Source organism: Streptomyces sp. NPDC059740, assembly GCF_042733155.1.
Lineage (GTDB): Bacteria > Actinomycetota > Actinomycetes > Streptomycetales > Streptomycetaceae > Streptomyces.
The window spans coordinates 18,470-42,604 of record NZ_JBHWGP010000038.1 but is presented as its reverse complement, the minus strand read 5'-3'; the positions used below and the strand labels follow the sequence as shown (position 1 = coordinate 42,604).

General features: G+C 72.3%; 24 protein-coding genes and 3 tRNA genes. 9 read left to right on the top strand and 18 right to left on the bottom strand.

Features of this window, described 5'->3' with window-relative positions; translation table 11 throughout:
- Positions 1 to 128 precede the first annotated feature (128 nt).
- Entirely contained in the window at positions 129 to 380 is a 252-nt protein-coding gene (locus ACFV3R_RS29380; RefSeq protein WP_385589455.1) for a DUF3073 domain-containing protein, read from the top strand.
- A 268-nt stretch (positions 381 to 648) separates the two neighbouring features.
- Here ACFV3R_RS29380 and purM read toward each other — a convergent pair whose 3' ends face one another.
- The 7 genes from purM to ACFV3R_RS29345 form a co-directional block, all read right to left on the bottom strand.
- Entirely contained in the window at positions 649 to 1,743 is a 1,095-nt protein-coding gene (purM, locus tag ACFV3R_RS29375) for a phosphoribosylformylglycinamidine cyclo-ligase (protein WP_385589453.1), read from the bottom strand.
- Between the two features lie 130 nt (positions 1,744 to 1,873).
- Positions 1,874 to 3,454 carry an amidophosphoribosyltransferase gene (purF, locus tag ACFV3R_RS29370; RefSeq protein WP_385589451.1) on the bottom strand — a complete coding sequence of 527 codons (1,581 nt, stop codon included), beginning with the start codon at positions 3,452 to 3,454 and terminating at the stop codon, positions 1,874 to 1,876.
- 282 nt (positions 3,455 to 3,736) lie between these two features.
- Positions 3,737 to 4,534 (bottom strand): sterol carrier family protein, encoded by a 798-nt coding sequence (locus ACFV3R_RS29365; protein ID WP_385589449.1) that lies wholly within the window; start codon positions 4,532 to 4,534, stop codon positions 3,737 to 3,739.
- Between the two features lie 40 nt (positions 4,535 to 4,574).
- Positions 4,575 to 5,336, bottom strand: a complete 762-nt coding sequence (locus ACFV3R_RS29360) for a M23 family metallopeptidase (RefSeq protein WP_385589477.1) — start codon at positions 5,334 to 5,336, stop codon at positions 4,575 to 4,577.
- 287 nt (positions 5,337 to 5,623) lie between these two features.
- A complete protein-coding gene (locus tag ACFV3R_RS29355) occupies positions 5,624 to 6,154 on the bottom strand; it encodes an ArsR/SmtB family transcription factor (protein ID WP_385589446.1) in 531 nt (176 codons plus the stop codon).
- Positions 6,155 to 6,353: 199 nt separating this feature from the next.
- Positions 6,354 to 7,202 carry a putative RNA methyltransferase gene (locus tag ACFV3R_RS29350; protein ID WP_385589444.1) on the bottom strand — a complete coding sequence of 283 codons (849 nt, stop codon included), beginning with the start codon at positions 7,200 to 7,202 and terminating at the stop codon, positions 6,354 to 6,356.
- Positions 7,203 to 7,543: 341 nt separating this feature from the next.
- On the bottom strand, positions 7,544 to 8,515 hold the full coding sequence (locus ACFV3R_RS29345; protein ID WP_385589442.1) for an SDR family NAD(P)-dependent oxidoreductase: 972 nt from the start codon (positions 8,513 to 8,515) through the stop codon (positions 7,544 to 7,546).
- Between the two features lie 137 nt (positions 8,516 to 8,652).
- Here ACFV3R_RS29345 and ACFV3R_RS29340 point away from each other — a divergent pair, with 137 nt between their 5' ends.
- Positions 8,653 to 9,147: a TetR/AcrR family transcriptional regulator gene (locus tag ACFV3R_RS29340; RefSeq protein ID WP_385589475.1), complete on the top strand. Its 495-nt coding sequence runs from the start codon at positions 8,653 to 8,655 to the stop codon at positions 9,145 to 9,147.
- A gap of 204 nt (positions 9,148 to 9,351) precedes the next feature.
- On the opposite strand, the gene ACFV3R_RS29335 is transcribed toward ACFV3R_RS29340, so the two are convergent.
- From ACFV3R_RS29335 to ACFV3R_RS29320, 4 genes are all read right to left on the bottom strand, one after another.
- On the bottom strand, positions 9,352 to 9,669 hold the full coding sequence (locus ACFV3R_RS29335; protein WP_385589440.1) for a helix-turn-helix domain-containing protein: 318 nt from the start codon (positions 9,667 to 9,669) through the stop codon (positions 9,352 to 9,354).
- Positions 9,666 to 10,028 carry a type II toxin-antitoxin system RelE/ParE family toxin gene (locus ACFV3R_RS29330; RefSeq protein ID WP_385589438.1) on the bottom strand — a complete coding sequence of 121 codons (363 nt, stop codon included), beginning with the start codon at positions 10,026 to 10,028 and terminating at the stop codon, positions 9,666 to 9,668. Before ACFV3R_RS29330 ends, ACFV3R_RS29335 begins: the two co-directional genes overlap by 4 nt.
- 78 nt (positions 10,029 to 10,106) lie before the next feature.
- Positions 10,107 to 11,483 (bottom strand): MFS transporter, encoded by a 1,377-nt coding sequence (locus ACFV3R_RS29325; RefSeq protein WP_385589436.1) that lies wholly within the window; start codon positions 11,481 to 11,483, stop codon positions 10,107 to 10,109.
- Positions 11,484 to 11,949: 466 nt separating this feature from the next.
- Positions 11,950 to 12,402, bottom strand: a complete 453-nt coding sequence (locus ACFV3R_RS29320; protein ID WP_385589434.1) for an ATP-binding protein — start codon at positions 12,400 to 12,402, stop codon at positions 11,950 to 11,952.
- A gap of 179 nt (positions 12,403 to 12,581) precedes the next feature.
- Between ACFV3R_RS29320 and ACFV3R_RS29315 the strand changes: the two genes are divergently transcribed.
- On the top strand, positions 12,582 to 13,457 hold the full coding sequence (locus tag ACFV3R_RS29315) for a helix-turn-helix domain-containing protein (RefSeq protein ID WP_385589432.1): 876 nt from the start codon (positions 12,582 to 12,584) through the stop codon (positions 13,455 to 13,457).
- Positions 13,454 to 13,645, top strand: coding sequence for a DUF397 domain-containing protein (locus ACFV3R_RS29310; protein WP_385589430.1), 192 nt, complete (start codon positions 13,454 to 13,456; stop codon positions 13,643 to 13,645). The genes ACFV3R_RS29315 and ACFV3R_RS29310 overlap by 4 nt, the downstream gene beginning before the upstream one ends.
- Positions 13,646 to 13,800: 155 nt before the next feature.
- Here the strand turns inward: ACFV3R_RS29310 and ACFV3R_RS29305 are convergent, their stop codons facing one another.
- Positions 13,801 to 14,277: a hypothetical protein gene (locus tag ACFV3R_RS29305; protein WP_385589428.1), complete on the bottom strand. Its 477-nt coding sequence runs from the start codon at positions 14,275 to 14,277 to the stop codon at positions 13,801 to 13,803.
- Positions 14,278 to 14,696: 419 nt separating this feature from the next.
- Positions 14,697 to 15,176 carry a nuclear transport factor 2 family protein gene (locus ACFV3R_RS29300; protein ID WP_385589426.1) on the bottom strand — a complete coding sequence of 160 codons (480 nt, stop codon included), beginning with the start codon at positions 15,174 to 15,176 and terminating at the stop codon, positions 14,697 to 14,699.
- 538 nt (positions 15,177 to 15,714) lie between these two features.
- Here ACFV3R_RS29300 and ACFV3R_RS29295 point away from each other — a divergent pair.
- Positions 15,715 to 16,377 (top strand): LAETG motif-containing sortase-dependent surface protein, encoded by a 663-nt coding sequence (locus tag ACFV3R_RS29295; protein WP_385589424.1) that lies wholly within the window; start codon positions 15,715 to 15,717, stop codon positions 16,375 to 16,377.
- 203 nt (positions 16,378 to 16,580) lie between these two features.
- On the opposite strand, the gene purL is transcribed toward ACFV3R_RS29295, so the two are convergent.
- The 3 genes from purL to purS are packed head-to-tail and all read right to left on the bottom strand — an operon-like array spanning position 16,581 to position 19,749.
- Positions 16,581 to 18,830: a phosphoribosylformylglycinamidine synthase subunit PurL gene (gene purL / locus ACFV3R_RS29290; protein WP_385589422.1), complete on the bottom strand. Its 2,250-nt coding sequence runs from the start codon at positions 18,828 to 18,830 to the stop codon at positions 16,581 to 16,583.
- Positions 18,827 to 19,507, bottom strand: coding sequence for a phosphoribosylformylglycinamidine synthase subunit PurQ (purQ, locus tag ACFV3R_RS29285; RefSeq protein WP_385589420.1), 681 nt, complete (start codon positions 19,505 to 19,507; stop codon positions 18,827 to 18,829). Before purQ ends, purL begins: the two co-directional genes overlap by 4 nt.
- The gene (gene purS, locus ACFV3R_RS29280) at positions 19,504 to 19,749 is read right to left on the bottom strand and encodes a phosphoribosylformylglycinamidine synthase subunit PurS (protein ID WP_385589418.1); all 246 of its coding nucleotides are present in this window, start codon (positions 19,747 to 19,749) and stop codon (positions 19,504 to 19,506) included. The genes purQ and purS overlap by 4 nt, the downstream gene beginning before the upstream one ends.
- 293 nt (positions 19,750 to 20,042) lie before the next feature.
- Here purS and ACFV3R_RS29275 point away from each other — a divergent pair, with 293 nt between their 5' ends.
- The 4 genes from ACFV3R_RS29275 (at position 20,043) to ACFV3R_RS29260 (ending at position 21,225) form a co-directional block, all read left to right on the top strand.
- Positions 20,043 to 20,363, top strand: coding sequence for an Lsr2 family protein (locus tag ACFV3R_RS29275; protein ID WP_385589416.1), 321 nt, complete (start codon positions 20,043 to 20,045; stop codon positions 20,361 to 20,363).
- A gap of 191 nt (positions 20,364 to 20,554) precedes the next feature.
- Positions 20,555 to 20,626 (top strand) — tRNA-Gly (locus tag ACFV3R_RS29270).
- 74 nt (positions 20,627 to 20,700) lie between these two features.
- A tRNA-Gly gene (locus tag ACFV3R_RS29265) sits at positions 20,701 to 20,773 on the top strand.
- A gap of 379 nt (positions 20,774 to 21,152) precedes the next feature.
- Positions 21,153 to 21,225: transfer RNA gene (locus tag ACFV3R_RS29260), tRNA-Gly, on the top strand.
- A gap of 142 nt (positions 21,226 to 21,367) precedes the next feature.
- On the opposite strand, the gene ACFV3R_RS29255 is transcribed toward ACFV3R_RS29260, so the two are convergent.
- The gene (locus ACFV3R_RS29255; RefSeq protein ID WP_385589414.1) at positions 21,368 to 22,285 is read right to left on the bottom strand and encodes a phosphoribosylaminoimidazolesuccinocarboxamide synthase; all 918 of its coding nucleotides are present in this window, start codon (positions 22,283 to 22,285) and stop codon (positions 21,368 to 21,370) included.
- A gap of 227 nt (positions 22,286 to 22,512) precedes the next feature.
- Positions 22,513 to 23,991: a N,N-dimethylformamidase beta subunit family domain-containing protein gene (locus tag ACFV3R_RS29250; RefSeq protein ID WP_385589412.1), complete on the bottom strand. Its 1,479-nt coding sequence runs from the start codon at positions 23,989 to 23,991 to the stop codon at positions 22,513 to 22,515.
- Between the last annotated feature and the right edge of the window lie 144 nt (positions 23,992 to 24,135).

Genomic DNA, 24,135 nt, shown 5'->3' with positions numbered 1-24,135 from the left:
GTATGGCCGCGGAAGCAGGTACCGTTGAAGCCCTACGGGCCGGTCTCTCCGTCGAGAGTCCGCCTTGAATCATGAACGCGTGTCAAGACTCTGGGGCCGTCGAGCCCCGTCGTTGAGGGGGTCGAGCCATGGGGCGCGGCCGGGCCAAGGCCAAGCAGACGAAGGTCGCCCGCCAGCTGAAGTACAACACTGGTGGGACTGATCTCTCACGCCTGGCTGAAGAGCTGGGTGCATCTCCGTCGCAGCAACCGCCGAACGCTGAGCCGTTCGAGGATGATGACGAGGACGACGACCCGTACGCACGGTACGCCGACCTCTACAACAGCGACGACGAGGACGAGGACGAGAACCAGTCCTCGGGACAGCGTCGTCGCGCCTGACCAACACCGTCAGGTCGCACAGAGTAGTACTTCAGAAACCCGGTCCGGCTCCCAGCCGGGACCGGGTTCTGTGCTGCCCCCGTCCGGCCTCCCGGGGCGCCCTGCCGCACTGCGCCGACCCCGTCCACCCGGCCGGCCCGGCGCGCGCGGCGCCAGGCAGCCCTGTCGGCCGCGGTCCGGCCGGCCGCGGTGACGGCGGGCACGGGCCGTGGCGGCGGCGTGCGCACCGCCGCTCCCTGCGTCCGCCCGGTACTCCTCGGCAGCACGGTCAGCCCGCGTAGTCCCCGGTCAGCGTGACGGCCTCGGCGCGGTCCCCGCGCGCCACGATCCGGCCTGCGACCCAGGCGTCCACGCCGCGGTCGGCGAGGGTGGTCAGTGCCGCGTCCACGGAGTCGCCCGGCACGACGGCGATCATGCCGACGCCCATGTTGAGGGTCTTCTCCAGCTCCAGCCGCTCCACCGAGCCGGTCCGTCCGACCAGGTCGAAGACGGGGTCCGGGGTCCAGGTGGACCGGTCGACGTCTGCGTGCAGGTGGTCCGGCACGACGCGGGCCAGGTTGTTGGCGAGGCCGCCGCCGGTGATGTGCGAGAAGGCGTGGACCTCGGTGGTGCGGGTGAGGGCCAGGCAGTCCAGCGAGTAGATCTTGGTGGGCTCCAGGAGCTCCTCGCCGAGGGTCCGGCCGAACTCGGCGACCTGCTGGTCCAGGGCGAGGCCGCCCCGCTCGAACAGCACGTGGCGCACGAGCGAGTACCCGTTGGAGTGAAGTCCGGAGGAGGCCATGGCGAGGACGACGTCGCCCTCGCGGATGCGCTCGGCGCCCAGCAGGCGGTCGGCCTCCACGACACCGGTGCCGGCGCCCGCCACGTCGAAGTCGTCCGGACCCAGCAGGCCGGGGTGCTCGGCGGTCTCCCCGCCGACCAGCGCGCAACCGGCCAGGACGCAGCCCTCGGCGATGCCCTTGACGATGGCGGCGACCCGCTCGGGGTAGACCTTGCCGACGCAGACGTAGTCCGTCATGAACAGCGGCTCGGCACCGCAGACGACGAGGTCGTCGACGACCATGCCGACGAGGTCGTGGCCGATGGTGTCGTAGACGCCCATGCGGCGGGCGATGTCGACCTTGGTGCCGACGCCGTCGGTCGCCGAGGCGAGCAGGGGCCGCTGGTAGCGGGCCAGGGCGCTTGCGTCGAAGAGGCCGGCGAAGCCGCCGAGGCCGCCGACGACCTCGGGGCGGGTGGCCTTGCCGACCCACTTCTTCATCAGGTCGACGGCGCGGTCGCCGGCTTCGATGTCCACGCCCGCGCCGGCGTAGCTGGCGCCGCCGTCCTGGGGGGCACCGTCGGGGGAGGTGGCGGGAACCATGCCTGGATCTTTCTTGGTCGTCGGGGCGGGCCGCGCCGTGACGCGGCCCGCACCTGCGTGCGTGGGCCGGGGCTGTCGCCGTCGGATTCGGTCCGGCCGGGACTTGGGCGGCCGGACTGCGGGCTGTGCGCTACGGGCGGCGCAGCGCGTCCGCACCGCCGACGCCGGCGGTCATCGACCCGAGGCCGTCGACGTCGGAGCGGGCTCCGGTCGTCGGCTTGGCGGGCCCCGCGGCGGTCTCGGACTCCAGCAGGTGCTTGCCGAGCAGCTCGGGGTCGGGCAGCTCCATCGGGTACTCGCCGTCGAAGCAGGCGCGGCACAGGTCCGGCTTGGCGATGGTGGTCGCCTCGATCATGCCGTCGGTGGAGATGTACGCCAGCGAGTCGGCGCCCAGCGACTTGCCGATCTCCTCGACGGAGAGCCCGTTGGCGATGAGCTCGGCGCGGGTGGCGAAGTCGATGCCGAAGAAGCACGGCCACTTGATGGGCGGCGAGGAGATGCGGATGTGCACCTCGGCCGCGCCGGCCTCACGCAGCATCCGCACCAGCGCCCGCTGGGTGTTGCCCCGCACGATGGAGTCGTCCACGACGACGAGGCGCTTGCCGCGGATGACCTCCTTCAGCGGGTTCAGCTTCAGCCGGATGCCGAGCTGGCGGATGGTCTGCGAGGGCTGGATGAAGGTCCGTCCCACGTAGGCGTTCTTCACCAGGCCGGAGCCGTAGGGGATGCCGCTGGCCTCGGCGTACCCGATGGCGGCCGGGGTGCCGGACTCCGGGGTCGCTATGACCAGGTCGGCTTCGGCGGGCGCCTCGGCGGCCAGCTTGCGGCCCATCTCCACGCGGGAGAGGTAGACGTTGCGGCCGGCGATGTCGGTGTCGGGGCGCGCGAGGTAGACGTACTCGAAGACGCAGCCCTTGGGCCGGGCCTCGGCGAACCGGGTCGAGCGCAGGCCGTTCTCGTCGATGGCGACCATCTCGCCGGGCTCGATCTCGCGGATGAACGAGGCGCCGCAGATGTCCAGGGCGGCGGTCTCGGACGCGACGACCCAGCCCCGCTCCAGGCGGCCGAGGACCAGCGGGCGGATGCCCTGCGGGTCGCGGGCGGCGTAGAGGGTCTGCTCGTCCATGAAGCAGAGCGAGAAGGCGCCCTTGGCCTTCGGCAGGACGCGGGGTGCGGCCTCCTCGACGGTCAGCGGCTTGCCGTCCTCGTCGACCTGGCCGGCGAGCAGCGCCGTGATCAGGTCGGTGTCGTTGGTGGCCGCGACCTGCGTCGCCCGGCCGCCGTCGCGCGGCAGGCCGGCGACGAGCTCGGCGAGCTCCGCGGTGTTGACCAGGTTGCCGTTGTGGCCCAGCGCGACGGAGCCGTGGGCGGTGGCCCGGAAGGTGGGCTGGGCGTTCTCCCACACCGAGGCACCGGTGGTGGAGTAGCGGGCGTGACCGACCGCGATGTGGCCCTGGAGGGAGCTGAGGGAGGTTTCGTCGAAGACCTGGGAGACCAGGCCCATGTCCTTGAAGACGAGGATCTGCGAGCCGTTGCTCACCGCGATGCCCGCGGACTCCTGTCCACGGTGCTGTAGCGCGTACAGACCGAAGTAGGTGAGTTTGGCGACCTCTTCGCCGGGAGCCCAGACACCGAAGACGCCACAGGCGTCTTGCGGGCCCTTCTCCCCGGGGAGGAGGTCGTGGTTGAGTCGACCGTCACCACGAAGCACGTGACCGAGTCTAGGGCAGCGCACCGATTAACCCGAACCGGGGACGGAAGCCGAACCCCCGGTTCCGCGCTCGCCCGCCACCCCGTGCGCTCACCTGGCCACCCTCGGCGACCAACGGGCGGGCGCGACGGAGGCCGAGGCCCACCGCCGTGGGGCGGGCGCGACATACCGGCGGGTACGGCCCGGCAGGCGTGAGATGGGCCACTCGGCACCCGGACGGCCCACAGCACCCCCGCTCCCCGGGGCGGCGGCTCCGGCGCACAGCCCGCGCGGTGCGCGGGCTCAGCTCAGCAGGGGCAGCAGCGCCGAGAGGTCGGCACGCTCGCCGCTTGCGCTGACCTGGGCGTCGGCCACCGCTTCCGCCCAGCCGGTGCGCCCGGTGGCCAGCCGCAGCCAGGCCGTGGGGCCGGCCTCGACGACGTTGGGCGGGGTGCCGCGGGTGTGCCGGGGCCCGGCCACGCACTGGACCACGGCGAACGGTGGCACCCGCACCTCCACCGAGCCGCCGGGGGCCTGCGTGGCGAGGGTGTCGGCGAGCATCCGCACGGCGGCGGCGAGGTTCTGCCGGTCCTGGGGTACGTCGACGCCGAGGGCCGCCGCGAGGTCGTCGGTGTGCACGGCCAGCTCGACGCACCGGGTGACCAGGTAGTCGTCCAGCCGGACCGCGCCGACCGGGGTGGTGAGCAGCCTGGTCGCGGGCTCCGGCTCCACCAGTTCCGCGAACCGGGCCGCCGCGCTGTCCAGCCGCGCCACCGGGTCGTCGGCACCCTCGACCTCGCGCACCGCCTGCTGTGAGGCCGCGGCGAAAGCGACCGTCGCCTGGCCCCAGTCGGCCAGTGCCAGTTCCTGCCGGGCGGGGGCAGGCTGGGCCAGCCGCACCGCCACGCTGTCGACGGCGAACGCGACATGCGCGGCCAGCGACCGCACGTCCCAGCCGGCGAGCCGTGTCGGCCGCTCCCACTCCGCCTCGCCCAGCCCGCGCACGGCCGCGCGCACGTTGTCGAGTTGGGCGGCCACGGCGGTCCGCGTCCTGGCGAGGTCGTAGGAGCGGGGGCGGGGTCTGCGGGTGGCGGAGGGCATGGCGGCCACAGTAGTGCGGCAGGGGTGGCGGCGAGGGGCGTCAGTCGGGGTCGGGGACGGTGAAGGTCTCGCGGTTGCGCGGCACGCCGATGCCGCGCCAGCGGAACGGCAGGCCCTGCGCGGCCTGCGGGTCGGGGTGGTCCTGGAGCTGGAAGTGGAGGTGGGGCTCGGTGCTGTTCCCGGAGTCGCCGCATTCGGCGAGCGGCTGTCCGGCCCGGACCCGCTCGCCCTCCCGCACCCGCGCCGACCCCTGCCGCAGGTGCGCGTAGAGCGCGTGGACACCACCGCCCAGGTCGAGGACGAGGTGGTTGCCGATGATGCGGCCGGGCCCGCCGACGCTGCGCACCGCGCCCTCCACCAGCAGGAAGTAGGGCAGGAGGAGCCAGGAGTTGCGGCTGAGGTGGTCGCGGTGGCCGTCCCGGACGCGGACGACGGTGGCGTCGCCGACCGCCAGCAGCGGGGCGCCGAAGGCCGGGAAGTCGGTGTTGCGGCGGACCGGCGGCCACCAGCCGAAGCGGGGGCGGGACCCCGGCTCGGGCTCGGCGACGATGTCGATGGCGTAGGTCTGCGCGAGGCTGCGGGTGCCGTGGCTGGGCACGCGGTTCGCCGGACTGTTCTGCGCGGCCCACCGCCCCCGGACCGGCGGGTCCACCTCGACCGGCGCCGCCACCCCGGCATCCCCCGTCGTTGTCCCGACGCGCCCGGCGGCCCAGGTCAGCCCCACGGCGGCCACCAGCACCGGCCAGGCCCACCAGCCGCGCCACCACTCCGGGTTGCCCGCCAGCGGCCGTCCGAAGGCCATGGCGAGGAAGAGCACCGTGCAGAGCCGGCCGGTAACGGTCAGCGCCCGGCGGCGCGCGGCGACCGAACGGCCCGCGCCGGACCCGGCCGGGCCCCCTTCGGCCGCGGCGGATGGGGCGCCTGCGGTGGGTGTGTCGTCTGCGGCGGGGGCGGAGGTGGCGCTGGTCGAGCGGCTCTCTCCGGCTCCGGGCGGTGTGGCGGACGTGGTCATGGTTCCTCCCCGTGGTGTGTGTGACGGCCGGCGCGGGGCGGCGGAGCCTGTCCGGCCGCCCCGGTCCGGCCGGTGTCTCAGCCCTCCGCCGCGGTGACCATCACCAGCAGCGGGACGACGCGTTCGGCCGGCACCTCGTACCGGCCGCGCGCGCTGGAGCGCAGCCAGCCGGTGCCGGTGAGCTGGCGCAGGTGGTGGTAGATCTGCCCGGAGGTGCCGACGCCGTCGAGTTCGGTGAGCTCGGCGGCCGTGCAGCGACCGGCGAGGATCTCCCTCATCAGCCGCAGCCGGACGGGCTGCCCGAGGGCGGCGAAGGACTCGGCGGCGTCCGACCAGTCGCCGGCCAGGACGTCGTCGGTCAGCCGGCCGTACTGCCACTCGTACCGCTTGCCGGCCGGCGTGCGGACCGCACCGGTGTAGAGCACCCCGCCGGCTTCCGCTTCGAGGTCGGCCAGGCGCTCGCGCCACGTGTTCAGCGCCCAGTAGGTGTCGTCACCGGCGGTCACGGGTGCCGTGGCGCCCGCACCCCCCGCTGCCGGTCGGTCGCCGCTGCGCTCCAGCGCGGCCAGCCGCCGCTCCAGGTCGGCGACGCGTGCTTCCAGATCCATGGGACGAGAATACGAAGTTACGTAGTTACGTTCAAGTCGAGGACGGTCGACCGTGCGGGGTCCTGCCCGGGGCCCCGGGCAGGACCCCGGGCTCTGGCCCCGCGCCACCGACCGCGTGCTCACCGGAAGCGGCAGGACGAGGCGGTGACGGAGACCGGCGGGAACGAGGCGGTGACGGAGACCGGCAGGAACGACGCGGTCACCGGGGCCGGTAGGCGGTGGCCAGCACGGAGACGGTGACCTGGCCGGGCAGGCGGCTGTCGCCGTCGAGGTCGGCACGGCTGAGGTGGCGGGCGCTCGGCGTCATCCCCACCATGTCGAGGACCTCCTGCCGGTCCAGGGACACGGTGTACTCGACCCGCTGGGTGGGAGCGGCCTCGAAGAAGGGGTCCAGCGCCCGGTGCAGACGCTGTTCCTTGGCCGGGTCGATCGCGACCATCGCGGGCACCCGGCCGCGCAGCTCGGCCAGATGCCGCCCGGCGGGACGCACCACGACCAGCCGCCCGGTGGGCCGCAGCACCCGGTGGAACTCGGCGGGGTTGCGCGGGGCGAACACGTCCAGCACCACGTCGGCCACCCGGTCCGCCAGCGGGAAGGGCCGGAAGACGTCCCAGCTCGCCGCGGCGGCTCGCCGGTGGGCCCGGGCGGACGAGCGCAGCGCGCGCGCCGAGGTGTCCAGGCCCAGGCCGCGGGCGCCGGGCACCTGGTCGAGCACGCCGGCCAGGTAGTAGCCGGTGCCGCAGCCGACGTCCACGACCGTGCCCCGGTCCGGTACGGCCTCGGCCGCCAGGTGGGCCACGGCCCGGCGGATGGGCGCGTAGCTGCCGGTGAGCAGGAACCGGTCCCGGGCCCGGGCCATGGCCGCGTCGTCCCCGCTGGTGGCGCGGGCGCCGGTCAGGAGGCTGACGTATCCGTGGCGGGCGATGTCGAAGGTGTGGCCCGCCGGACAGCGCAGCGCACCGTGGCCGGGATGGAGGTGGGCGCGGCAGGTCGGGCAGCGCAGCAGGTCGAGGAACGGTTCGAGGGCGGCGGGGAGCAATGCAGGCACGAGGCACTCCTGGCAACGGTGGGAGGGAAGGGACCGTGCCTGCATGCGCTCGGGGGTTGCCGCCTCAGGAGGCGACGAGGCCGGGTGTCCGGCCGCCTCGGTACGGGCGGCGCCGGGACCCGCGGTTCACGCAGCAGGCACACCGAGGAGGGCGACGTCGTCCGACATCGCCCTCAACGCCTCCTCGTCACAGGAAGCAGTAGTGCGGGGTGCTGGTGAATGCCACGGCGTGAGTCTACGAGCTCCGCCGGACACCACGAGGACGAGGTCGAGGCCGCAGCCCACCGGAGCGCCGCGCACCGCCCGTGCCGTGGTGCGGAGGGACGGACGGGGCGGAGAGCTCAGCCGCTGACCAGGTCGGCCGAGACGGTCCAGAGGCGCTCGGCGGTGGCGGGGTCGAGCGCCCATTCCTTGACGCCGTGCGGGTGTTGGGCGAGGTCGGCGTCGTTGCGCACGGTGTAGGCCTCCTGCGCGTCGTCCAGGTAGTGGCCGCCGGAGTGGGCGAACTCGGGGGCGACGGCTGCGACGAGGGTGGTGGCAGCCCCCTGCTCGACCGTCTTGTAGGTGAAGATCCCGGCGGCCTCGGCCGCGTCGAGCGACTCCCGCTGCTGCCTGGTGAAGTTCCGTTGCAGTCCCGTCGCGACACCGCCGGGGTTCACCGCGTTGGCGACGATCCCCTCCGACGCCCAGCGGCGGGTCGCCTCGACGGCGAAGAGCGAGTTGGCCGTCTTCGACTGGGCGTAGGCGAGCTGCGGGTCGTAGCGGCGACGCTCGAAGTGGAGGTCCTCGAAGTCGATGCCGGCGCGCATGTGGGCCGTCGAGCTGACCGAGACGATCCGTGCTCCGTCGCGGTCGGACGCCCCCTGGGCCAGGGCGCCGTGCAGGCCGGTGGCGAGGGCGAAGTGGCCGAGGTGGTTCGTCGCGAACTGCCGCTCCCATCCCTCAGGCGTACGTTCGAGGCCAGCGGTGACCACGCCCGCGTTGTTGACCAGCAGGTGCAGCGGGCCGTCCCACGCGTCGACGAACCGGGTGACGCCGGCCCGGTCCGTGAGGTCGAGCCGGACGACTCGGGGCCGGACGCCCGCGGTCGACCTCGCGATCGTCTCAGCGACGGCCTCCCCCGCGCCCGTGTTCCGGACGGCGAGCGTCACCTCCGCCCCGGCGGAGGCCAGCGCACGAGCCGTCTCGACTCCGAGCCCGGAGGAAGCTCCCGTCACGATCGCGCGAACGCCGGTGAGGTCGATGCCCCGCACCACCTCGTCCGCGGTGCTGGAGGCGGTGAAGGGCGTGGAGATGCGTCTGCGAGTGGCCATGGTGGGACTATACGCAGTAGACGACATTTGTATAGCGCGTTCCCCGTGGGTACGCTCGCTCCGTGAGCACTTCCGAGGTCGGCGGCCCGTCGGCACCCACCGACACCGACCGGCGGACCGCGGTCCTGGACTCCGCCATGGTCACCTTCGCGCGGTTCGGCTACCGCAAGACCTCGATGGAGGAGGTGGCGCGGGCGGCGCGCATCTCCCGCCCCGGGCTCTACTTCCTCTTCTCCTCGAAGGAGACGCTCTTCCGTGCCGCGGTGACCCAGGCTCTGGAGCGGGACCTCGCAGCCGTCGAACACATCCTGGCCGAGACCGGACGCCCCCTCGAAGAACGTCTCCTCGAAGCGTTCGACCAGTGGGCGGGCCGCTACGTCGGTCCGCTGGCGCAGGACGTCACGACGGTCATCGAGGCCAACCCCGACCTCCTCGGAGAGATCCTGGAAACCGCGCCGCGCCGCTTCGAGGACCTGATCACGCAGGCGATCGCCGTCGCACCGGGACGCGAGGCGGCCCGCTCCGTCGCACAGACGATGATCAGCGCATCGGTCGGCCTCAAGCACCAGACCGCGTCACGGGAGGTCTACCTCGACCGCTTGAGGGTCGCGGTCTGGCTTCTGCTGGGCTGAACGCCCCCGGCCCGTCGCAGGACTGCGGGCGGGACGGTGACGCGCCGGACCGGCCCGCCGGACAGCGCAGCGCGCCTGGGCCGGGGCGGAGGCGGGCGCGGCAGGTCGAGGAAGGTTCGAGGGCGGCAGGAAGCAACGCCGGCCTGCAAGCCGCCCCTGAGCTTCCCCCACTCGGTCTCGGGTCCCGGGCGGCAGCGAACACGTTCAAGCGATCGTCGCGATGTCGCCGTCGTCGAAGTAGATGGCCTGGTGCAGGCGGCCACCGAGCGCAGCAGCGAACCGCGCCAGAACATCCTGGCCGGATACCCGCCCGCGCTCGATCTGTGAAACACGGCCCTTGGTGACGCCCATGCGCTCGGCCACGTCCCTCTGCGTCAGCCCCCGGGACCGCCGCAGTTCCGCCAGACGGCGTCCAGTCGTTTCCGCGAGCAGTTCTTCCTTCCCTGCCCGTACGGCTTCCTCGCCGCCGGCACGGTCGACGTACTCGGCACGGATGTCCTGCCATCGGGTGTAGCCGCTCACGGTCGTCCACCTTCTTCCTGCGCTCGTTCCGCCACGTAGACCTTGTAACGCTGCTCAGCCAGAGGAATCGCTACCCGGTACCACTCGTTCCACCGGCCCGACTTGTCACCGGCAACCAGCAGAATGCTGCTACGCCAGGGGTCGAAGGCGAAGAGGATCCGCACTGTTCCCGGTCGTAGCTCTTTCAGGTTGGCCATTGACGTGCCTTGGATCGTGTCGACCAGCGGGCGCCCCAGTCCGGGGCCACCTTCAGCCAGCGCATCCAAGGCTTGGACCACACGCGCAAGCGCCGCTCCCTCCAGACCGCTGATCCACTCCCGCACCTCGTCGACGAGGAAGATCTCCCACTCGCGCTCCACATCTCAAAAGTATAGCAAAAGCTATACCCGAGTAAGGAGTAGCGGTAGCCCTGAGCAGGGCTGGCAGGGACCCGCCTCTCACACCGCCGGCTCGACGGCCATCGCCGGGCCGCCGGTGCGGCGGGCGTGGAGGAGGGCGCCGCCGGCCACCACGAGGACGATGGCGAGGCCGCCGCCGACCAGGGCGCCGCGGGCACCGCAGACCTGCACCAGCAGGCCCAGCAGCGGCGGGCCGACCAGGCCCCAGGCGGTGCTCAGGCTCCGCCACACGCCGAGCACCCGGCCGCGGGCGTGCGGCGGCGGGTCGGTCTGGAGGACGGTGGTGGTCGCGGTGTCCGAGACGGACTCGACGACGGCCATCGGCACCACCAGCAGGATCAGCAGCGGCAGCACCGGGCTGAGCCCCGCGAGGACCTGGAGCGCGCCACCGGCCGCGGCGAGCCAGCCGACCTTGCGCACGGTCGGTGACTGCGAGCGGCCGGCCAGCAGCGCACCGAGGGTGCCGCCGATCGCCAGCACGGTGGAGACCACGCCGTAGGTCGCGGAACTGCCGTGCAGCGGACCGGTGACGAGCGTCGCCAGCGTCAACTGGTAGTTGCGGCCCAGCATCGAGCTGACAGCGGCGATCACTGCGAGGGCGACCAACCGGGGCCGGCCGAGGAAGTAGCTCATGCCGTCGCGCAGCTCGCCCATGGCCGAGGGCTTCACCTTCGGCTTCGGCTCGGGGGCGACGGTCTCCTGCGGCCCCTGGTCCACCAGCCGCAGGAACGGGATCACCGCGGCGACGAAGACGAACGACAGGCCGTTCATCACGTACGCGCCCGCCGAACCGACCGTTGCCAGCGCGACGCTGGCCAGCGCGGTTCCGGCCAGCCGTCCCACGCTGTGCACGGCGGAACCGAGCGCGATGGCGGAGGGCACGTCCTCGCGCCGCACCAGGTCGTTGCCGAGCAGCGAGGTGGCCGGGCCGTCGACGGTCGCGACGATGCCGGTGACGGCCGACAGTGCCAGCAGCACCGGCACGGTCAGCAGCCCGCAGCCGACCAGCACCGCCGTGACCAGCGCCACCACGCCCAGCACGGACTGGCTGACGGCTGCGGTCAGCTTGCGCGGCAGCCGGTCGACGACCGCACCGCCGGCCAGCCCCAGGAGCAGTCCGGGGGCGGCCTGCACCGCGAGCGAGACACCGGTGGTCGCGGCGGACCCGGTGAGCTGCAGCACCAGCAGGTTCTGCACGGTGAGCTGCATCCAGGTGCCGAGGTTGGAGACCAGGTTGGCCACCGACCACCAGCGCATGCTGGGGGTGCGCAGGCACCGCCAGGGGTTGCGGGAGGCGGTCCGGGCCGGGGCTGCTTCCGACGCGGGCGGCGGAGGCTCCGCGTCCGGCTGTGCGGCCCCGGCGCCCCCCGGTCGGGGCCGGGTGGCGTCGAGTACGGACGTGGCGTTCTCAGGCATGGGGATCTCACGGGACGGGTGCGACTGGCCTCGCACGGACCTCGCGTCCGCCTCCCGGAGGCGGTCCGCCTGTCGCGACGCGGTGCCGGGCGGGCGGAGCGCGGAGGTCGTGTGCGCCGGGCCCGGAAGCGCGGCACCTTCAGCAGTGGCGCGCCGGTCGGGTCCCGGAGCGGGGCGGGCATCTCGTGAGCGATGGCATCTTCGCGGTAGCTGCATGCCGAACCCCGCAACCCGGACATCGTGGCAGACAACGGTCCACAGTGGTCGCCGCCTGCGGGCGCACCGGCCGCTGCCCGTCGAACCGACCCTTGGGACGTACGGGATCGGGCACAGTGCGTGCCCTTGCTCACAGGCGTTCCGGGCGGCGTGACGGGGCGCACTCCGGGCTCCGGACGGGCGCCGGATGAGCGAACTCCCGCTCGCGCTGCGACCGTCCGCCTCCCCAGGGGCGGGAGCCGGTAGCGGCTCAGCGACCGCCGGACCGGAGCCCGACGCGGACCTCGGCCCACACCGTCTTCCCCGGCCCGTTCCGGTCCCCGACGCCCCACCGCTCGGCCACGGCGTCGACCAGCAGCAGCCCGCGCCCGCCCTCGGCGTCCGCATCGGGCACCAGACGGGCGGGCCCGGCCGGGTGCGGGTCTGCCACCTCGACGCGCAGCAGACCCTCCCCGGGCCGGTGTACCAGCACCAGCGCGAAGTCCCGACCCGGCACCCGACCGTGCAGCACGGCGTTGGCCGCGAGCTCCGCCACAACCAGGAGCACCCCGTCGGCGGCCGAACTGCCGTAGGGCACGCCCCAGACGTTGAGTTGGTGCGCGGCGAGGAAACGGGCGAGGCGGGCGCCCCGACGGGTGGCGGAGAAGCGTTGGGCGAAGGCGTGGAAGTCGACCGCGCGGGGGGAGGGGGGTGGGGCTGTCATGCCCCCACGCTGGCCGGGCGCCCCTGCCGCCGACAGAGCCGGAACCGATACAACGGCTACTGGGTGGGTTGACTCTGTGGACCGGGTTGGTCACGACACGTGACAATGCAGGTCGGCCACGGGAAGTCCCGGGCGGGCACGGGACGTCCCGGGCGGGCACGGCAAGGGGAGGCGGACGCATGGCGACGTCCAGCAACGGCAAGGGCAGCGACACCGGAACCGGAACCGGTAGCAGGAACGGCGAACCGGAGGCCTCGGACAGTCTGCGCACCTTCGGCGCGGTCCTCAAGGCCCTGCGCGAGGAGGCCGGTCTCACCCAGGAGCGCCTCTCCGAGAAGGTCGGCTTCTCCGTGCCGTACGTGGCCAAGATCGAGCAGGGGCGGCGGTATCCCCCTCGGGACCTGGCTGATCGGGCGGAAGAGTGCCTGGGGCACTCGGCGGCGAACGTGCTGCGGGCCGCGGAACGCAGTTTGACCCGCCGAACCGGTCTTCCCGCCTACTTCCAGGAGTGGGCCGCGATCGAAGAGGATGCGTTGGCCCTATACGCGTACGAGTGCCGCGCCATTCCGGGGCTGTTGCAACCGGAGGCGTACATGCGGGCCATCTTCGACCTACTGACCCCGCCCATCCCGGAGGAACAGGCGGAGATCCACATTGCGGACAGGTTGGCCAGGCAACGGCTACTGACGGAGGGCCAAGACACCGTCTTCAGCTTCATCCTTGAGCAGGCGCTTCTTGAGCGCTGCATGGGGGGACGTGACGTTACCCTCGAACTCCTCGACCACCTAGTGACGGTGGGACGACGTAAGAACGTGGAGATCCAGGTCATGCCGCTGAGGCAAGAGAGGCACTCCGGGATCGACGGGTTGATGTACTTGGCAGAGACACCAGACGCCCGGTGGATTGGTTACACCGAGGGCCACCAAGCCAGCCACCTCATCACCGACCCTCACCACACCAGTAAAATGCTGTTGCGTTACGGCACCCTGCGCAGCCAGGCTCTCAACCTCTGCGATTCGGCACGGCTGTTGAAAGAACTGCGAGGACGTCTATGACTGCCACCTGGTCCTGGTTCAAGAGCAGCTACAGCGACGGCACCGGCGGCAACTGCGTAGAAGTAGCCCTCCGCCCCCACACCATCCACATCCGCGACTCCAAGGCCACTGAGCGCCCCCACCTGACCGTCTCCCCCACCGCCTGGGCGGGCTTCGTGGCGAACGCCAGGCGGCAGACCCGGGACTAGGGCCTACTTCTCCATGCCCGGCTTCCTGCACCAGTGGCACAGAGTGGCCGCAGAGGCCGAAGAAGCTTACTGGTCGCGTACTGGCACGCCGGTGGGACGGCTGCCGCCGTGGCAGGCGCCGGATGCCGTTGTCCCCGCGCCTCCGGTCGGAGGACTCACGGACCGACGGCCTCCGACGCGGCCGTCTGCCGGACGCGTGCCGTCTGGAGCCGGGCAAGATCGGCGTAGGGCACGGTCTGCGGAAGGTCCTCGCTCGTGACCCGCACGAGTGTGCCGCCGAGGCGGGTGACGATCATCGTCTGCGGACCGGTGAACGCATCGGTCTCGTCCGTGTCCAGCCGCACGTCCAGGGGACGGGCCCGGCTGCCGGCCTTGCTGCGCTCCCCGGCCGCCAGGCCCTTCATCGCCGTCTCGGCGCCGCCCGGCGTCCCGAAGGCGTAGATGCGGAAGACGACCCGGCCGCCGGAGGTCGATTGCCGGATGAAAGACGAGCCCAGTGCGACGAACCCGTCGCACTGGGTGCCCGTGTCCTCCCGGCACGTCCTGAGGGACTCCTCCGGCACGTCGATCTCGGCGCCGAACCCCTCCCACCCGTCCGGGGCGCTCTCCGTGTCCACCAGCGCTCTGCGCACCTGGTCCTGGGTGAGTACGACCGGTGCCTTCGCTCCCTGGCCTCCGCCGGCGGCTCGCCCGTCCGCGCGGCCCGCGTCAGCGGACGCCGTGCTGCCACCGGACGCCGTGCTGCCACCGTGGGGCACGGATTCCCCGCCACCACCGCAAGCGGTGAGCCCCGTCAGCATCACCGCACCGACCGCGAACACCCGAGCCGTCCGAAACACCTGCAACTCCCCCCTGTCGAGGCCACCCTGCGCCCACCGACCACCGCACGCCCCTGAGCACCGGCTGTGGCCGTGGTCGTGGTCGTGGCCGCGAGAACCCTACTGAAGGAACGACCGGGGGCAGCCGACTGGCCCCAGTCACGCCAAGCGGTCGCTCTCGCGCAGAGAAAGGTCGTTGCTCGACGCCACGGCGAGGCGGGTCCCGGTCGGCCCTAGGCCGCGGGGGCGGGGGCGGTGTCGTCCGGCCGCTGCGGAGGAGGGCCCTGGGTCCACAGCACCCGCAGTGTCGAGGCGGAGATCCGCCAGCCGTCTGCCGTCCTGACCAGTTCGGAGTCGGCATGGCCGGCGGAGATGAAGACGCTTTCGGAGCCGTCTGCCAGGACGTGGGTGCTCAACTGAGCGCCACGGACGGTGGCCCGGTCGCCGTCGATCTCGATGACGGCGTTGGTACCCAGATGCACGGTTCGGTCGAACAACGCCATTCCCCGCTGAATATGGGCCAGCAGGGCATCGCGGCCATGGACGGTGCCGATGGGCATCTCCGCGGTGACGTCTTCGGTATGGAACGCGCGCGCCCACTCTTCGTCAAAGGTTCCGTCGTCCAGGGATCGCAGGTAGCGGTCCATCAGGTCAGTGATCTCAGCACGGTCGGTCAAGGCCTGCAACTGTCTCTGCATCTCTTCGGCGTCCATGACGGAAGGCTCCTACCTCAAGCGCAGTTGAGGTCAAGGATGCTGCTCCGGCTCCAAAGTGACCGAGCGTGTGGATCGGTCGTCGCGACCAGTCCGTCAGTGCCTGGAGGCCGACGAGCCGAGGTGGCCGAGCCCCTGTCGAGCCCCTACTACCAGGCCGGTCCCTCACGTCGGCGCGACCGCGCTGCCGCTGCAACCGAACGGGAGCGAGGATCGTCCTCTGGGTGGGAGACGACCCGGAGCTCCGGCTCCGGGGGTCCCCCACGGCGTGGGTGAGGGAAACCCTGACCGGACGTCACGAAGAGCCCAAGAGTCATATGCCGCCGTTTGGTTGACGCCGGGGCGAACTGTGACGAAGATGTGAGCGCCGCGCCCCCACGACAGTTCGAGCGGGCCGAGTTCCCCTGAAGCCGCGTCCCCACGCGTTGCCTGGGGCTGCTCGCCACCGGGACTTTTCCAGCCGACGCTCGCGTCGGGGACGCCGCGCGGCCCCCCGGGCGCATCCGTGCCCTCACTGATCCTTATCCAGGAGGAACCTGTGATATCCAAGCGCGGGCTGTTCACCGCCACCGCCCTCGGCACCGGTGCGGTCCTGCTGGCCTCGGGCCCCGCCCTCGCCTGCAGCATCAACGACTTCAGCGCCGCCGCGAGCGCCGCCTGCGACACCAGCACCGGCACCGCCAAGGCCGCCATCACGGTGACCGACAAGGACTCCTCCCACACGCCGGCCGACGTCTCCGTCCTGGAGCACGGCAGCGACAAGGTCCTGGCGACCGTGCACTTCGCGCACCCCAGCGGCCAGGGCACCACCAAGACGGTGCTCGTCGACTGGAAGCAGGGCGGCCAGTGGGACGTCCGCGTCGATGTCGAGAAGGTGAACATCCACCAGGTGCTCACCACCACCCCGACCGCCGCCGACTCGGCCTGCGCGGTGGCCAAGCCCACCCCGTCCGAGAAGCCCACCGGGACGCCGAGCCAGGCCCCCTCGCACAGCGCCACGCCGTCGGCCGCCCCCTCCGAGTCGGCCGCCGCGCCGGTGGCCGCGACCACGGCACCGTCCCCGTCGTCCTCCTCTGCCGCGCTCGCCGAGACCGGTGGCGGCTCCAACACGGGCCTGATCGCCGGTGTCGCCGCGGCGCTCATCGCCCTGGGTGGCGGCGCGCTGGTGCTGCGGCGCCGCGCGGCGGCTGCCCGCCACTGACCGGACCGTGAGCGCAGCGAGCGGGACTCCCCCCGTGTGACCCGGTCCTGCGCCCCCACGGAACCGGACGTCCCGGTCGGCCGCCGCCCGCACGGCGCGCGACCACCGGGACGTCGAACGGCCCCCGGACCTCAGGCTGAGGTCCGGGGGCCGTTCACCGTTTCCGGAAGCCGGAGCACCGGGCGTCGGGCTCCGGGCGACGGCTACGCCAGGATCGCCGGGATGGTCGCCTCGTGCGCCTCGCGCAGCTCGGCCAGGCCCAGCGTGAACTGGCCCTGCACCTCGACGGCGTCGCCGTCCACCACACCGATGCGGGTGGCGGGCAGGCCGCGCACGCCGCACATGTCGGTGAAGCGCAGCTCCTCGCTGCGCGGGACCGCCACGACCGCCCGGCCGGCCGACTCCGAGAAGAGGAAGACGAACGGGTCCAGGCCGTCGGGGACGACCAGGCGCGCGCCGTTCCCGCCCCGCAGGCAGGACTCGACGACCGCCTGCACCAGCCCGCCGTCGGACAGGTCGTGCGCCGCGTCGATCATGCCGTCGCGGGAGGCGGAGATCAGGATGTCGGCCAGCAGCCGCTCCCGCTCCAGGTCGACCTTGGGCGGCAGCCCGCCGAGGTGGTCGTGGACCACCTGTGACCAGGCCGAACCGCTCAGCTCCTCGCGGGTGTCGCCCAGCAGGTAGAGGAGCTGGCCCTCCTCCGCGAAGCCGACGGGCGTGCGGCGGGTGACGTCGTCGATGACACCGAGGACGGCGACCACGGGCGTGGGGTGGATGGCCTGCTCGCCGGTCTGGTTGTACAGCGAGACGTTGCCGCCGGTGACGGGCGTGCCCAGGGTCAGGCAGCCGTCGGCCAGGCCGCGGACGGCCTCGGAGAACTGCCACATGACGGCCGGGTCCTCGGGCGAGCCGAAGTTCAGGCAGTCGGAGACGGCCAGCGGCTTGGCCCCGGTCGCGGCGACGTTGCGGTACGCCTCGGCGAGCGCGAGCTGGGCGCCGGTGTACGGGTCGAGCTTGGCGAAGCGGCCGTTGCCGTCGGTGGCGAGGGCGACACCGAGGCCCGTCTCGGCGTCGATGCGCACCATGCCGGAGTCCTCGGGCTGCGCGAGCACCGTGTTGCCCTGCACGAACCGGTCGTACTGGTCGGTGATCCACGCCTTGGAGGCCTGGTTCGGCGAGGAGACGAGCTGGAGCACCTGGGCGCGCAGCTCCTCGGGGGTCGCCGGGCGGGCCAGCTTGTTGGCGTCGTCGGCCTGGAGCGCGTCCTGCCACTCGGGGCGGGCCAGGGGGCGCTCGTAGACCGGGCCCTGGTGGGCGACGGTCTTCGGGTCGACGTCGACGATCTTCTCGCCCTGCCAGAAGATCTCCAGCCGGTCGCCGTCGGTGACCTCGCCGACGACGGTGGCGATGACGTCCCACTTCTCGCAGATCGCGAGGAAGCGGTCGACCTTGTCGGGCTCGACGACGGCGCACATGCGCTCCTGCGACTCGCTCATGAGGATCTCCTCGGGCGAGAGCGTGGAGTCGCGCAAGGGGACATCGTCCAGGGTGACGGTCATGCCGCCGGAGCCGTTGGAGGCCAGCTCGCTGGTGGCGCAGGACAGGCCCGCGGCACCGAAGTCCTGGATGCCGACGACCAGCTTCTCGGCGTAGGCCTCCAGGGTGCACTCGATGAGGAGCTTCTCCTGGAAGGGGTCGCCGACCTGGACGGCGGGCCGCTTGGAGGGCTTCGCGTCGTCGAAGGTCTCGGAGGCGAGGATCGAGGCGCCGCCGATGCCGTCGCCGCCGGTGCGGGCGCCGTACAGGATGACCTTGTTGCCGGCGCCGGAGGCCTTGGCGAGGTGGATGTCCTCGTGCCGCATCACACCGACGCAGCCCGCGTTGACCAGCGGGTTGCCCTGGTAGCAGGCGTCGAAGACGGTCTCGCCGCCGATGTTGGGCAGGCCCAGGCAGTTGCCGTAGCCGCCGATGCCCGCGACGACGCCCGGCAGGACGCGCTTGGTGTCGGGGTGGTCGGCGGCGCCGAACCGCAGCGGGTCGACGACGGCGATCGGGCGGGCGCCCATGGCGATGATGTCGCGGACGATGCCGCCGACGCCGGTGGCGGCGCCCTGGTACGGCTCGACGTAGCTGGGGTGGTTGTGCGACTCGACCTTGAAGGTGACGGCGTAGCCCTGGCCGACGTCGACGACGCCGGCGTTCTCACCGATGCCGACCAGCAGGGCGTCGGAGGCCGGGGCCTTCTCGCCGAACTGGCGCAGGTGCACCTTGGAGGACTTGTACGAGCAGTGCTCGGACCACATCACGGAGTACATGGCGAGTTCGGCGCCGGTGGGACGGCGACCGAGGATCTCGCGGACCCGCTCGTACTCGTCCTTCTTCAGACCGAGTTCGGCCCACGGCTGTTCGACGTCGGGGGTCTTCTCGGCGTTCGCGACCGTGTCGAGGGTCATGCGCTGACCAACTTCTTGAGGATGGAGGTGAAGAACGCGAGGCCGTCGGTGCCGCCGGTCCCGATGTGCGCCTCCACGGCGTGCTCGGGGTGCGGCATGAGGCCGACGACGTTCCCGGCGGCGTTGGTGATGCCGGCGATGTCGGCGTTGGAGCCGTTGGGGTTGACGTCCAGGTAGCGGAAGACGACGCGGCCTTCCGCCTCCAGCTCGTCCAGCGTGCGCCGGTCGGCGGTGTAGCGGCCGTCGATGTTCTTCAGCGGGATGTGGATCTCCTGGCCGGCGGTGAAGTCCGTGGTCCAGGCGGTGTCGGCGTTCTCCACGCGCAGCTTCTGCTCACGGCAGACGAAGTGCAGGGACTCGTTCCGCAGCATGGCGCCGGGCAGCAGGTGGGACTCGGTGAGCACCTGGAAGCCGTTGCAGATGCCCAGGACGGGCAGGCCGTCCTTCGCACCCGCGATCACGGACTCCATGACCGGCGAGAACCGGGAGATGGCGCCGGCCCGCAGGTAGTCGCCGTAGGAGAAGCCACCCGGCAGGACGACGGCGTCGACCCCGTTCAGGTCCTTCTCGCGGTGCCACAGCGGCACCGGCTCGGCGCCCGCGAGGCGGACGGCCCGCTGGGTGTCGCGGTCGTCGAGGGTGCCGGGGAAGGTGACGACGCCGATCCGCGCCGTCACGAGTCGACCCGCACGGTGAAGTCCTCGATGACGGTGTTGGCGAGGAACGTCTGCGCCATCTCGTGGATGCGGGCGAGGGCCGCGTCGTCCACGGGACCCTCCACCTCCAGTTCGAAACGCTTCCCCTGACGGACGTCGGCGATGCCCTCGAAACCCAGGCGGGGCAGTGCGCGCTGCACCGCCTGTCCCTGCGGGTCGAGGATCTCCGGCTTGAGCATGACGTCGACTACGACGCGTGCCACGGGCACTCCCGATGGTGTGGTGCGTAAGGCGGTTCCTTCACACTACCGTGTGCGAAATGCTACGCGCGTAGAGAGATGTCGGAGGCTGATCACTTCACACTCGCGATCACACCGCGACGACACCTAATCCCCACGGAATGCCGGTGGAGACTTTCCGGGGGACACGCGCAGAAAATTCGTCGGGCTTCACAATGCATTGTCCGGCGCTGTACAAAGGAAAATGTATTGACGCCGACCAGCCGGACCAAGCATCCCCACGTCAGGCGGGATGCTGCGCGAAAGGATCGATATCCGTGGCACAGCGCGTTGTCCTCACACTTTCCGACGACCTCGACGGCGGATCGGCCGAGGAGACAGTCCGGTTCGGCCTCGACGGCAGGACCTACGAGATCGACCTCAATACCGCCAATGCGGAGAAACTGCGCGACATGCTCGCCCCCTACGTGGAGGCCGGCCGCAAGCGCGCCAAGTCCGGCAAGGCCTACCGCCACACCACCGTGAACGCCGATCCGGCGGCCGTGCGCGCCTGGGCCCGCTCCCACCACATGGACGTCCCGCCACGCGGCCGGATCCCGAAGAAGGTCTACGAGGCCTTCCACGCGGCCAACGGCTGACGGCCCCTCCGGGGCCCGCACCGGGCGTCGTCAACACCTGTCCGGCGCGGCGGCGTTGACCCCGGACCGGTCGCGCCTCGGGGCGCCCGCGGCCGGCCAGGGCTCCCGACTTGCGCGCCACCCCCACTGATCAGCTAAAGTCTGGAGCACGCCGAGGGGCGAGGCCGAAAGGCCGAATCCCCCGGAGTCACGCGGGTGTAGCTCAGTAGTAGAGCGCCCTCTTTCCAAGAGGGAGGCGCAGTGTGCGATCCCTGTCACCCGCTCCGACTGCTCGACCGGTCCTCCGGATCAGGTAGAGTGGCCAACGCACCACCCGGTGAAAGCCGAGTGGCGGCATGCGGACGTAGCTCAGTTGGTAGAGCGCAACCTTGCCAAGGTTGAGGTCGCGAGTTCGAGCCTCGTCGTCCGCTCAGCGAAAGACCCCCGGTCCTGAAGGATCGGGGGTCTTCTTGGTTTCCGCCATTCTCGACAGGTCGCCCCTCCCTCGCATGCGGCCGGCAGCCACCACTGCCGGTGCACGCGGGCAGGTGTTCCGCCGGACCATGACGCACCTCACTTTTTCCGGCCCGGCGATCGGAGAAGGCCCCGTCCCGCGCCCCGGGGATCCGGCGGCCCGGTGGCCAACGGGCCGCGCACGGAGGGCTTCTCGCGGGTTGGGCCGAACGGCCCCGCTCGGGGTGGTGGGGCGCCGTGGCGCGGCGGCGGTCGACCGCCCGGCGGCGGCGTGTCCCGCGCACCCGCGAGGTTGGCTATAGTGGACACCGCACCGCGCGCTCCGGCCGCGGGAATGCGGACGTAGCTCAGTTGGTAGAGCGCAACCTTGCCAAGGTTGAGGTCGCGAGTTCGAGCCTCGTCGTCCGCTCAGCGAAAGGCCCCCGGTCCTCCAGGACCGGGGGCCCTCTTCGTGTGCGGGCGTCTTCGTCCCGGTGGGCACCGGGACGATCCGCCGCCCCGCCCGGCCCGCCGGCCGGTGGGCCAGGCGGGGCGGGCGGCGCGGGCGCGGGTCAGGACCAGGCCAGGCCGGTCAGCCGCTCGTAGGCCTCGATGTAGCGGGCGCGGGTCGCCACCACCACGTCCTCGGGCAGCGGCGGGGGCGGCTGCTCGCTCTTGCGGTCCCAGCCGGACTCGGGGGAGGTCAGCCAGTCGCGGACGTACTGCTTGTCGAAGGAGGGCTGGGGGCGCCCGGGCTGCCACTGGTCGGCGGGCCAGAACCGGGAGGAGTCGGGGGTGAGGACCTCGTCACCGAGGACGAGACGGCGCTCCCCGTCGTCACCCGGCTCGGTGAGGCCGAACTCCAGCTTGGTGTCGGCCAGGATGAGGCCCCGCCCCTCGGCGATCTCCTTCGCCTTGGCGTAGACCGCGAGGGTCTCCTGCCGCAGGTTGGCGGCGAGTTCCACGCCGACGCGGTGGGCGACCTCCTCGTAGCTGACGTTCTCGTCGTGCTCGCCGACCTCCGCCTTGGTGGCGGGCGTGAAGATCGGGGCGGGCAGCTCCGAACCGTCCTCCAGGCCCTCGGGCAGGGCGAGGCCGCAGACCGTCCGGGACTGGCGGTACTCGACGAGGCCCGAGCCGGTGAGGTAGCCGCGGGCCACGCACTCCACCGGGACCATGTCGAGGTTCGCGCAGACCAGGGTGCGTCCCTCCCAGTCCGCGGGCGCCCCCTCGGGCAGTTCGGTGCTCAGGACGTGGTGCGGCAGGAGGTCGACGAGCTGCTCGAACCACCACAGGGAGAGCTGGGTGAGGACGCGGCCCTTGTCGGGGATCTCGGTCGGCAGCACCCAGTCGTAGGCGGAGATGCGGTCGCTGGCCACCATGACCAGGTCACCGGCGGCGTTCCGGTAGAGATCCCGCACCTTCCCGGTGTGGAGGTGGGTCAGCCCCGGCACCTCGACGGGTTCAGGCTTTTCCACAAAACCGGACACGTGCCCTCCGTATAGCTTGGTACAACGGCGGTCCGATTCTCCCGCACGCCGCTGCGGGCCGACCGCGCAGGGCCGGGTGCCCGACCGGTGGGGGGCCAAACCGGGCGGGCGGAGCGGGACCCTGCCGGGAGGAGGGGCGGGGGGACGGGTGACCCGGGGCGGGCCGGACGGCTGCTCGGGGGGCGACGGGGTGGTGCGGCGGCGGGTGCAGTGCGGCGGCGCGGTGCTCAGTCGCGCTTGCAGATGCGGTCGAGCAGGTTGGCGGTGGCCCGCTGCACCCTGGCGTCGACGTGGCCGGGCCGGTCCAGCGCCGGCGACCACGCGAAGGTGCCGGAGGCGAACACCCAGGCACCGCTCGGCGCCCGGTACAGGGAGGTCTCCTGGTGGCGGCGGAGGCCCTCGCCGTCCTCGTACGGGGAGTGGGCCAGGAGGACGCGCTCGGTGTGCTGGGGAAGCTGCGTCCGCGGGAAGTAGCGGTCGGCCTCGCCCGCGACCAGCCTGGGCAGCTCCTCGCCCTCCCGCGCGCCGGTGGACTCCCAGAGCCAGTGGCCTGCGTTGCGGACCACGAGCGGGGCCGGCTCGGGGACCCGGCCGGCGTACTGGATGCCCAGCACGGCCTGTTCGGGGGCGCCCTGCTCCCGCCACAGCGCCGCCCGGCCCGGGCCCTGGCGCTTGCGGCAGGTCAGCAGCGACTCGGGGCTGGTCGGCGAGGGCGCCAACTCCACCTGCCAGTACATGGTGTTGGCGGAGAGGAAGACCAGCGAGGTGCCGGCGTCCCGGGCCCGCTCGGCGGCCTGCCGCATCGGCAGCGACCAGTACTCGTCGTGGCCGGGGAAGACCAGGCCCCGGTAGCGGCTCGGGTCGACCCTTCCGGCGTGCAGGTCGCGGGCGTCGGCGTAGGCCAGGTCGTAGCCGTACCGTTCCGCCCAGCGGATGAAGTCGTAGGCGTGGCCGACGTGGAGAGGGAGCCCGGCGCCGGCGTAGGGGCGGTCGAAGGACACGGTCGTGGCGGCGTGCGGCTCGCCGAGCAGGGAGCCGTCCGCGTCCCAGGCGTGGTAGAGGCTGGCGCCGGTGTGCCCGTCCTCCGGGTAGAGGTTGTAGGCCTGCCAGGTCACGTCGGGGAGCAGGAGGAGCAGGTCGGCCGGGCGGTCGTCGCGCACCGTGAAGGGGATGTGGCTGCGGTACCCGTCGGCTGTCGTCAGCACCGCCACGTAGGCACCGAGCTGCCAGAAGGTGGGGACCTGGAGGCGCCAGGACATCCACCAGTGGTGGCAGGAGACCGTGCGGTCGGCAGTGAGCGGCAGGGGCTGGACGATGCCGGACTGGCGCGGACTCGTCGTGATCTTGGCCGCGCCGGTGCCGCCGTAGTGGCCGATGCGGTAGACGTCGATGCTGTAGGGCTGGGGCGGGTTGACCGAGATCCGGAAGTCGATGGACTCCCCCGGGCTGACCGCCCCGGTGCCGGCGAACCCCTTGACCTGGTTGCGGACGTCGTCGGCCGTCTTGGTGCCGGTGGTGACCCGGGGCGGCGGCACCCTGGGGTCGCCCGTGGTCGCGGCCGGGTCGAGGTACCAGGGCATCACCTGGCCGGAGTCGAAGTAGTTCTCGCTGCCACGGAGCCACGGCAGCGGCCCCTGCCCGAACGGGTCCGTGACGGCGTGTGCGAGGGCGCCGGACTCCCAGCGCCGAACCCGATCCGTCTCCACGACCGCTCCCCTCCCTCGTCCCCCGACCGCCCACCGGCCGCAACGAACCGCCTTTCGGCGGCCGTCGAGGATCACCACACCGGCCCGCACACACGTCGGCCACCGGCCTCGTCGAACGGCCCCCGGCCGCGGCGAGCACCACCA

Coding starts and splice junctions, on each gene's coding strand:
- ACFV3R_RS29380 (WP_385589455.1), top strand. CDS start 129: ATGGGGCGCGGCCGGGCCAAGGCCAAGCAGACGAAGGTCGCCCGCCAG.
- purM (WP_385589453.1), bottom strand. CDS start 1,743: ATGGTTCCCGCCACCTCCCCCGACGGTGCCCCCCAGGACGGCGGCGCC.
- ACFV3R_RS29365 (WP_385589449.1), bottom strand. CDS start 4,534: ATGCCCTCCGCCACCCGCAGACCCCGCCCCCGCTCCTACGACCTCGCC.
- ACFV3R_RS29360 (WP_385589477.1), bottom strand. CDS start 5,336: ATGGCCTTCGGACGGCCGCTGGCGGGCAACCCGGAGTGGTGGCGCGGC.
- ACFV3R_RS29355 (WP_385589446.1), bottom strand. CDS start 6,154: ATGGATCTGGAAGCACGCGTCGCCGACCTGGAGCGGCGGCTGGCCGCG.
- ACFV3R_RS29345 (WP_385589442.1), bottom strand. CDS start 8,515: ATGGCCACTCGCAGACGCATCTCCACGCCCTTCACCGCCTCCAGCACC.
- ACFV3R_RS29340 (WP_385589475.1), top strand. CDS start 8,653: ATGGTCACCTTCGCGCGGTTCGGCTACCGCAAGACCTCGATGGAGGAG.
- ACFV3R_RS29325 (WP_385589436.1), bottom strand. CDS start 11,483: ATGCCTGAGAACGCCACGTCCGTACTCGACGCCACCCGGCCCCGACCG.
- ACFV3R_RS29320 (WP_385589434.1), bottom strand. CDS start 12,402: ATGACAGCCCCACCCCCCTCCCCCCGCGCGGTCGACTTCCACGCCTTC.
- ACFV3R_RS29315 (WP_385589432.1), top strand. CDS start 12,582: ATGGCGACGTCCAGCAACGGCAAGGGCAGCGACACCGGAACCGGAACC.
- ACFV3R_RS29310 (WP_385589430.1), top strand. CDS start 13,454: ATGACTGCCACCTGGTCCTGGTTCAAGAGCAGCTACAGCGACGGCACC.
- ACFV3R_RS29300 (WP_385589426.1), bottom strand. CDS start 15,176: ATGGACGCCGAAGAGATGCAGAGACAGTTGCAGGCCTTGACCGACCGT.
- purL (WP_385589422.1), bottom strand. CDS start 18,830: ATGACCCTCGACACGGTCGCGAACGCCGAGAAGACCCCCGACGTCGAA.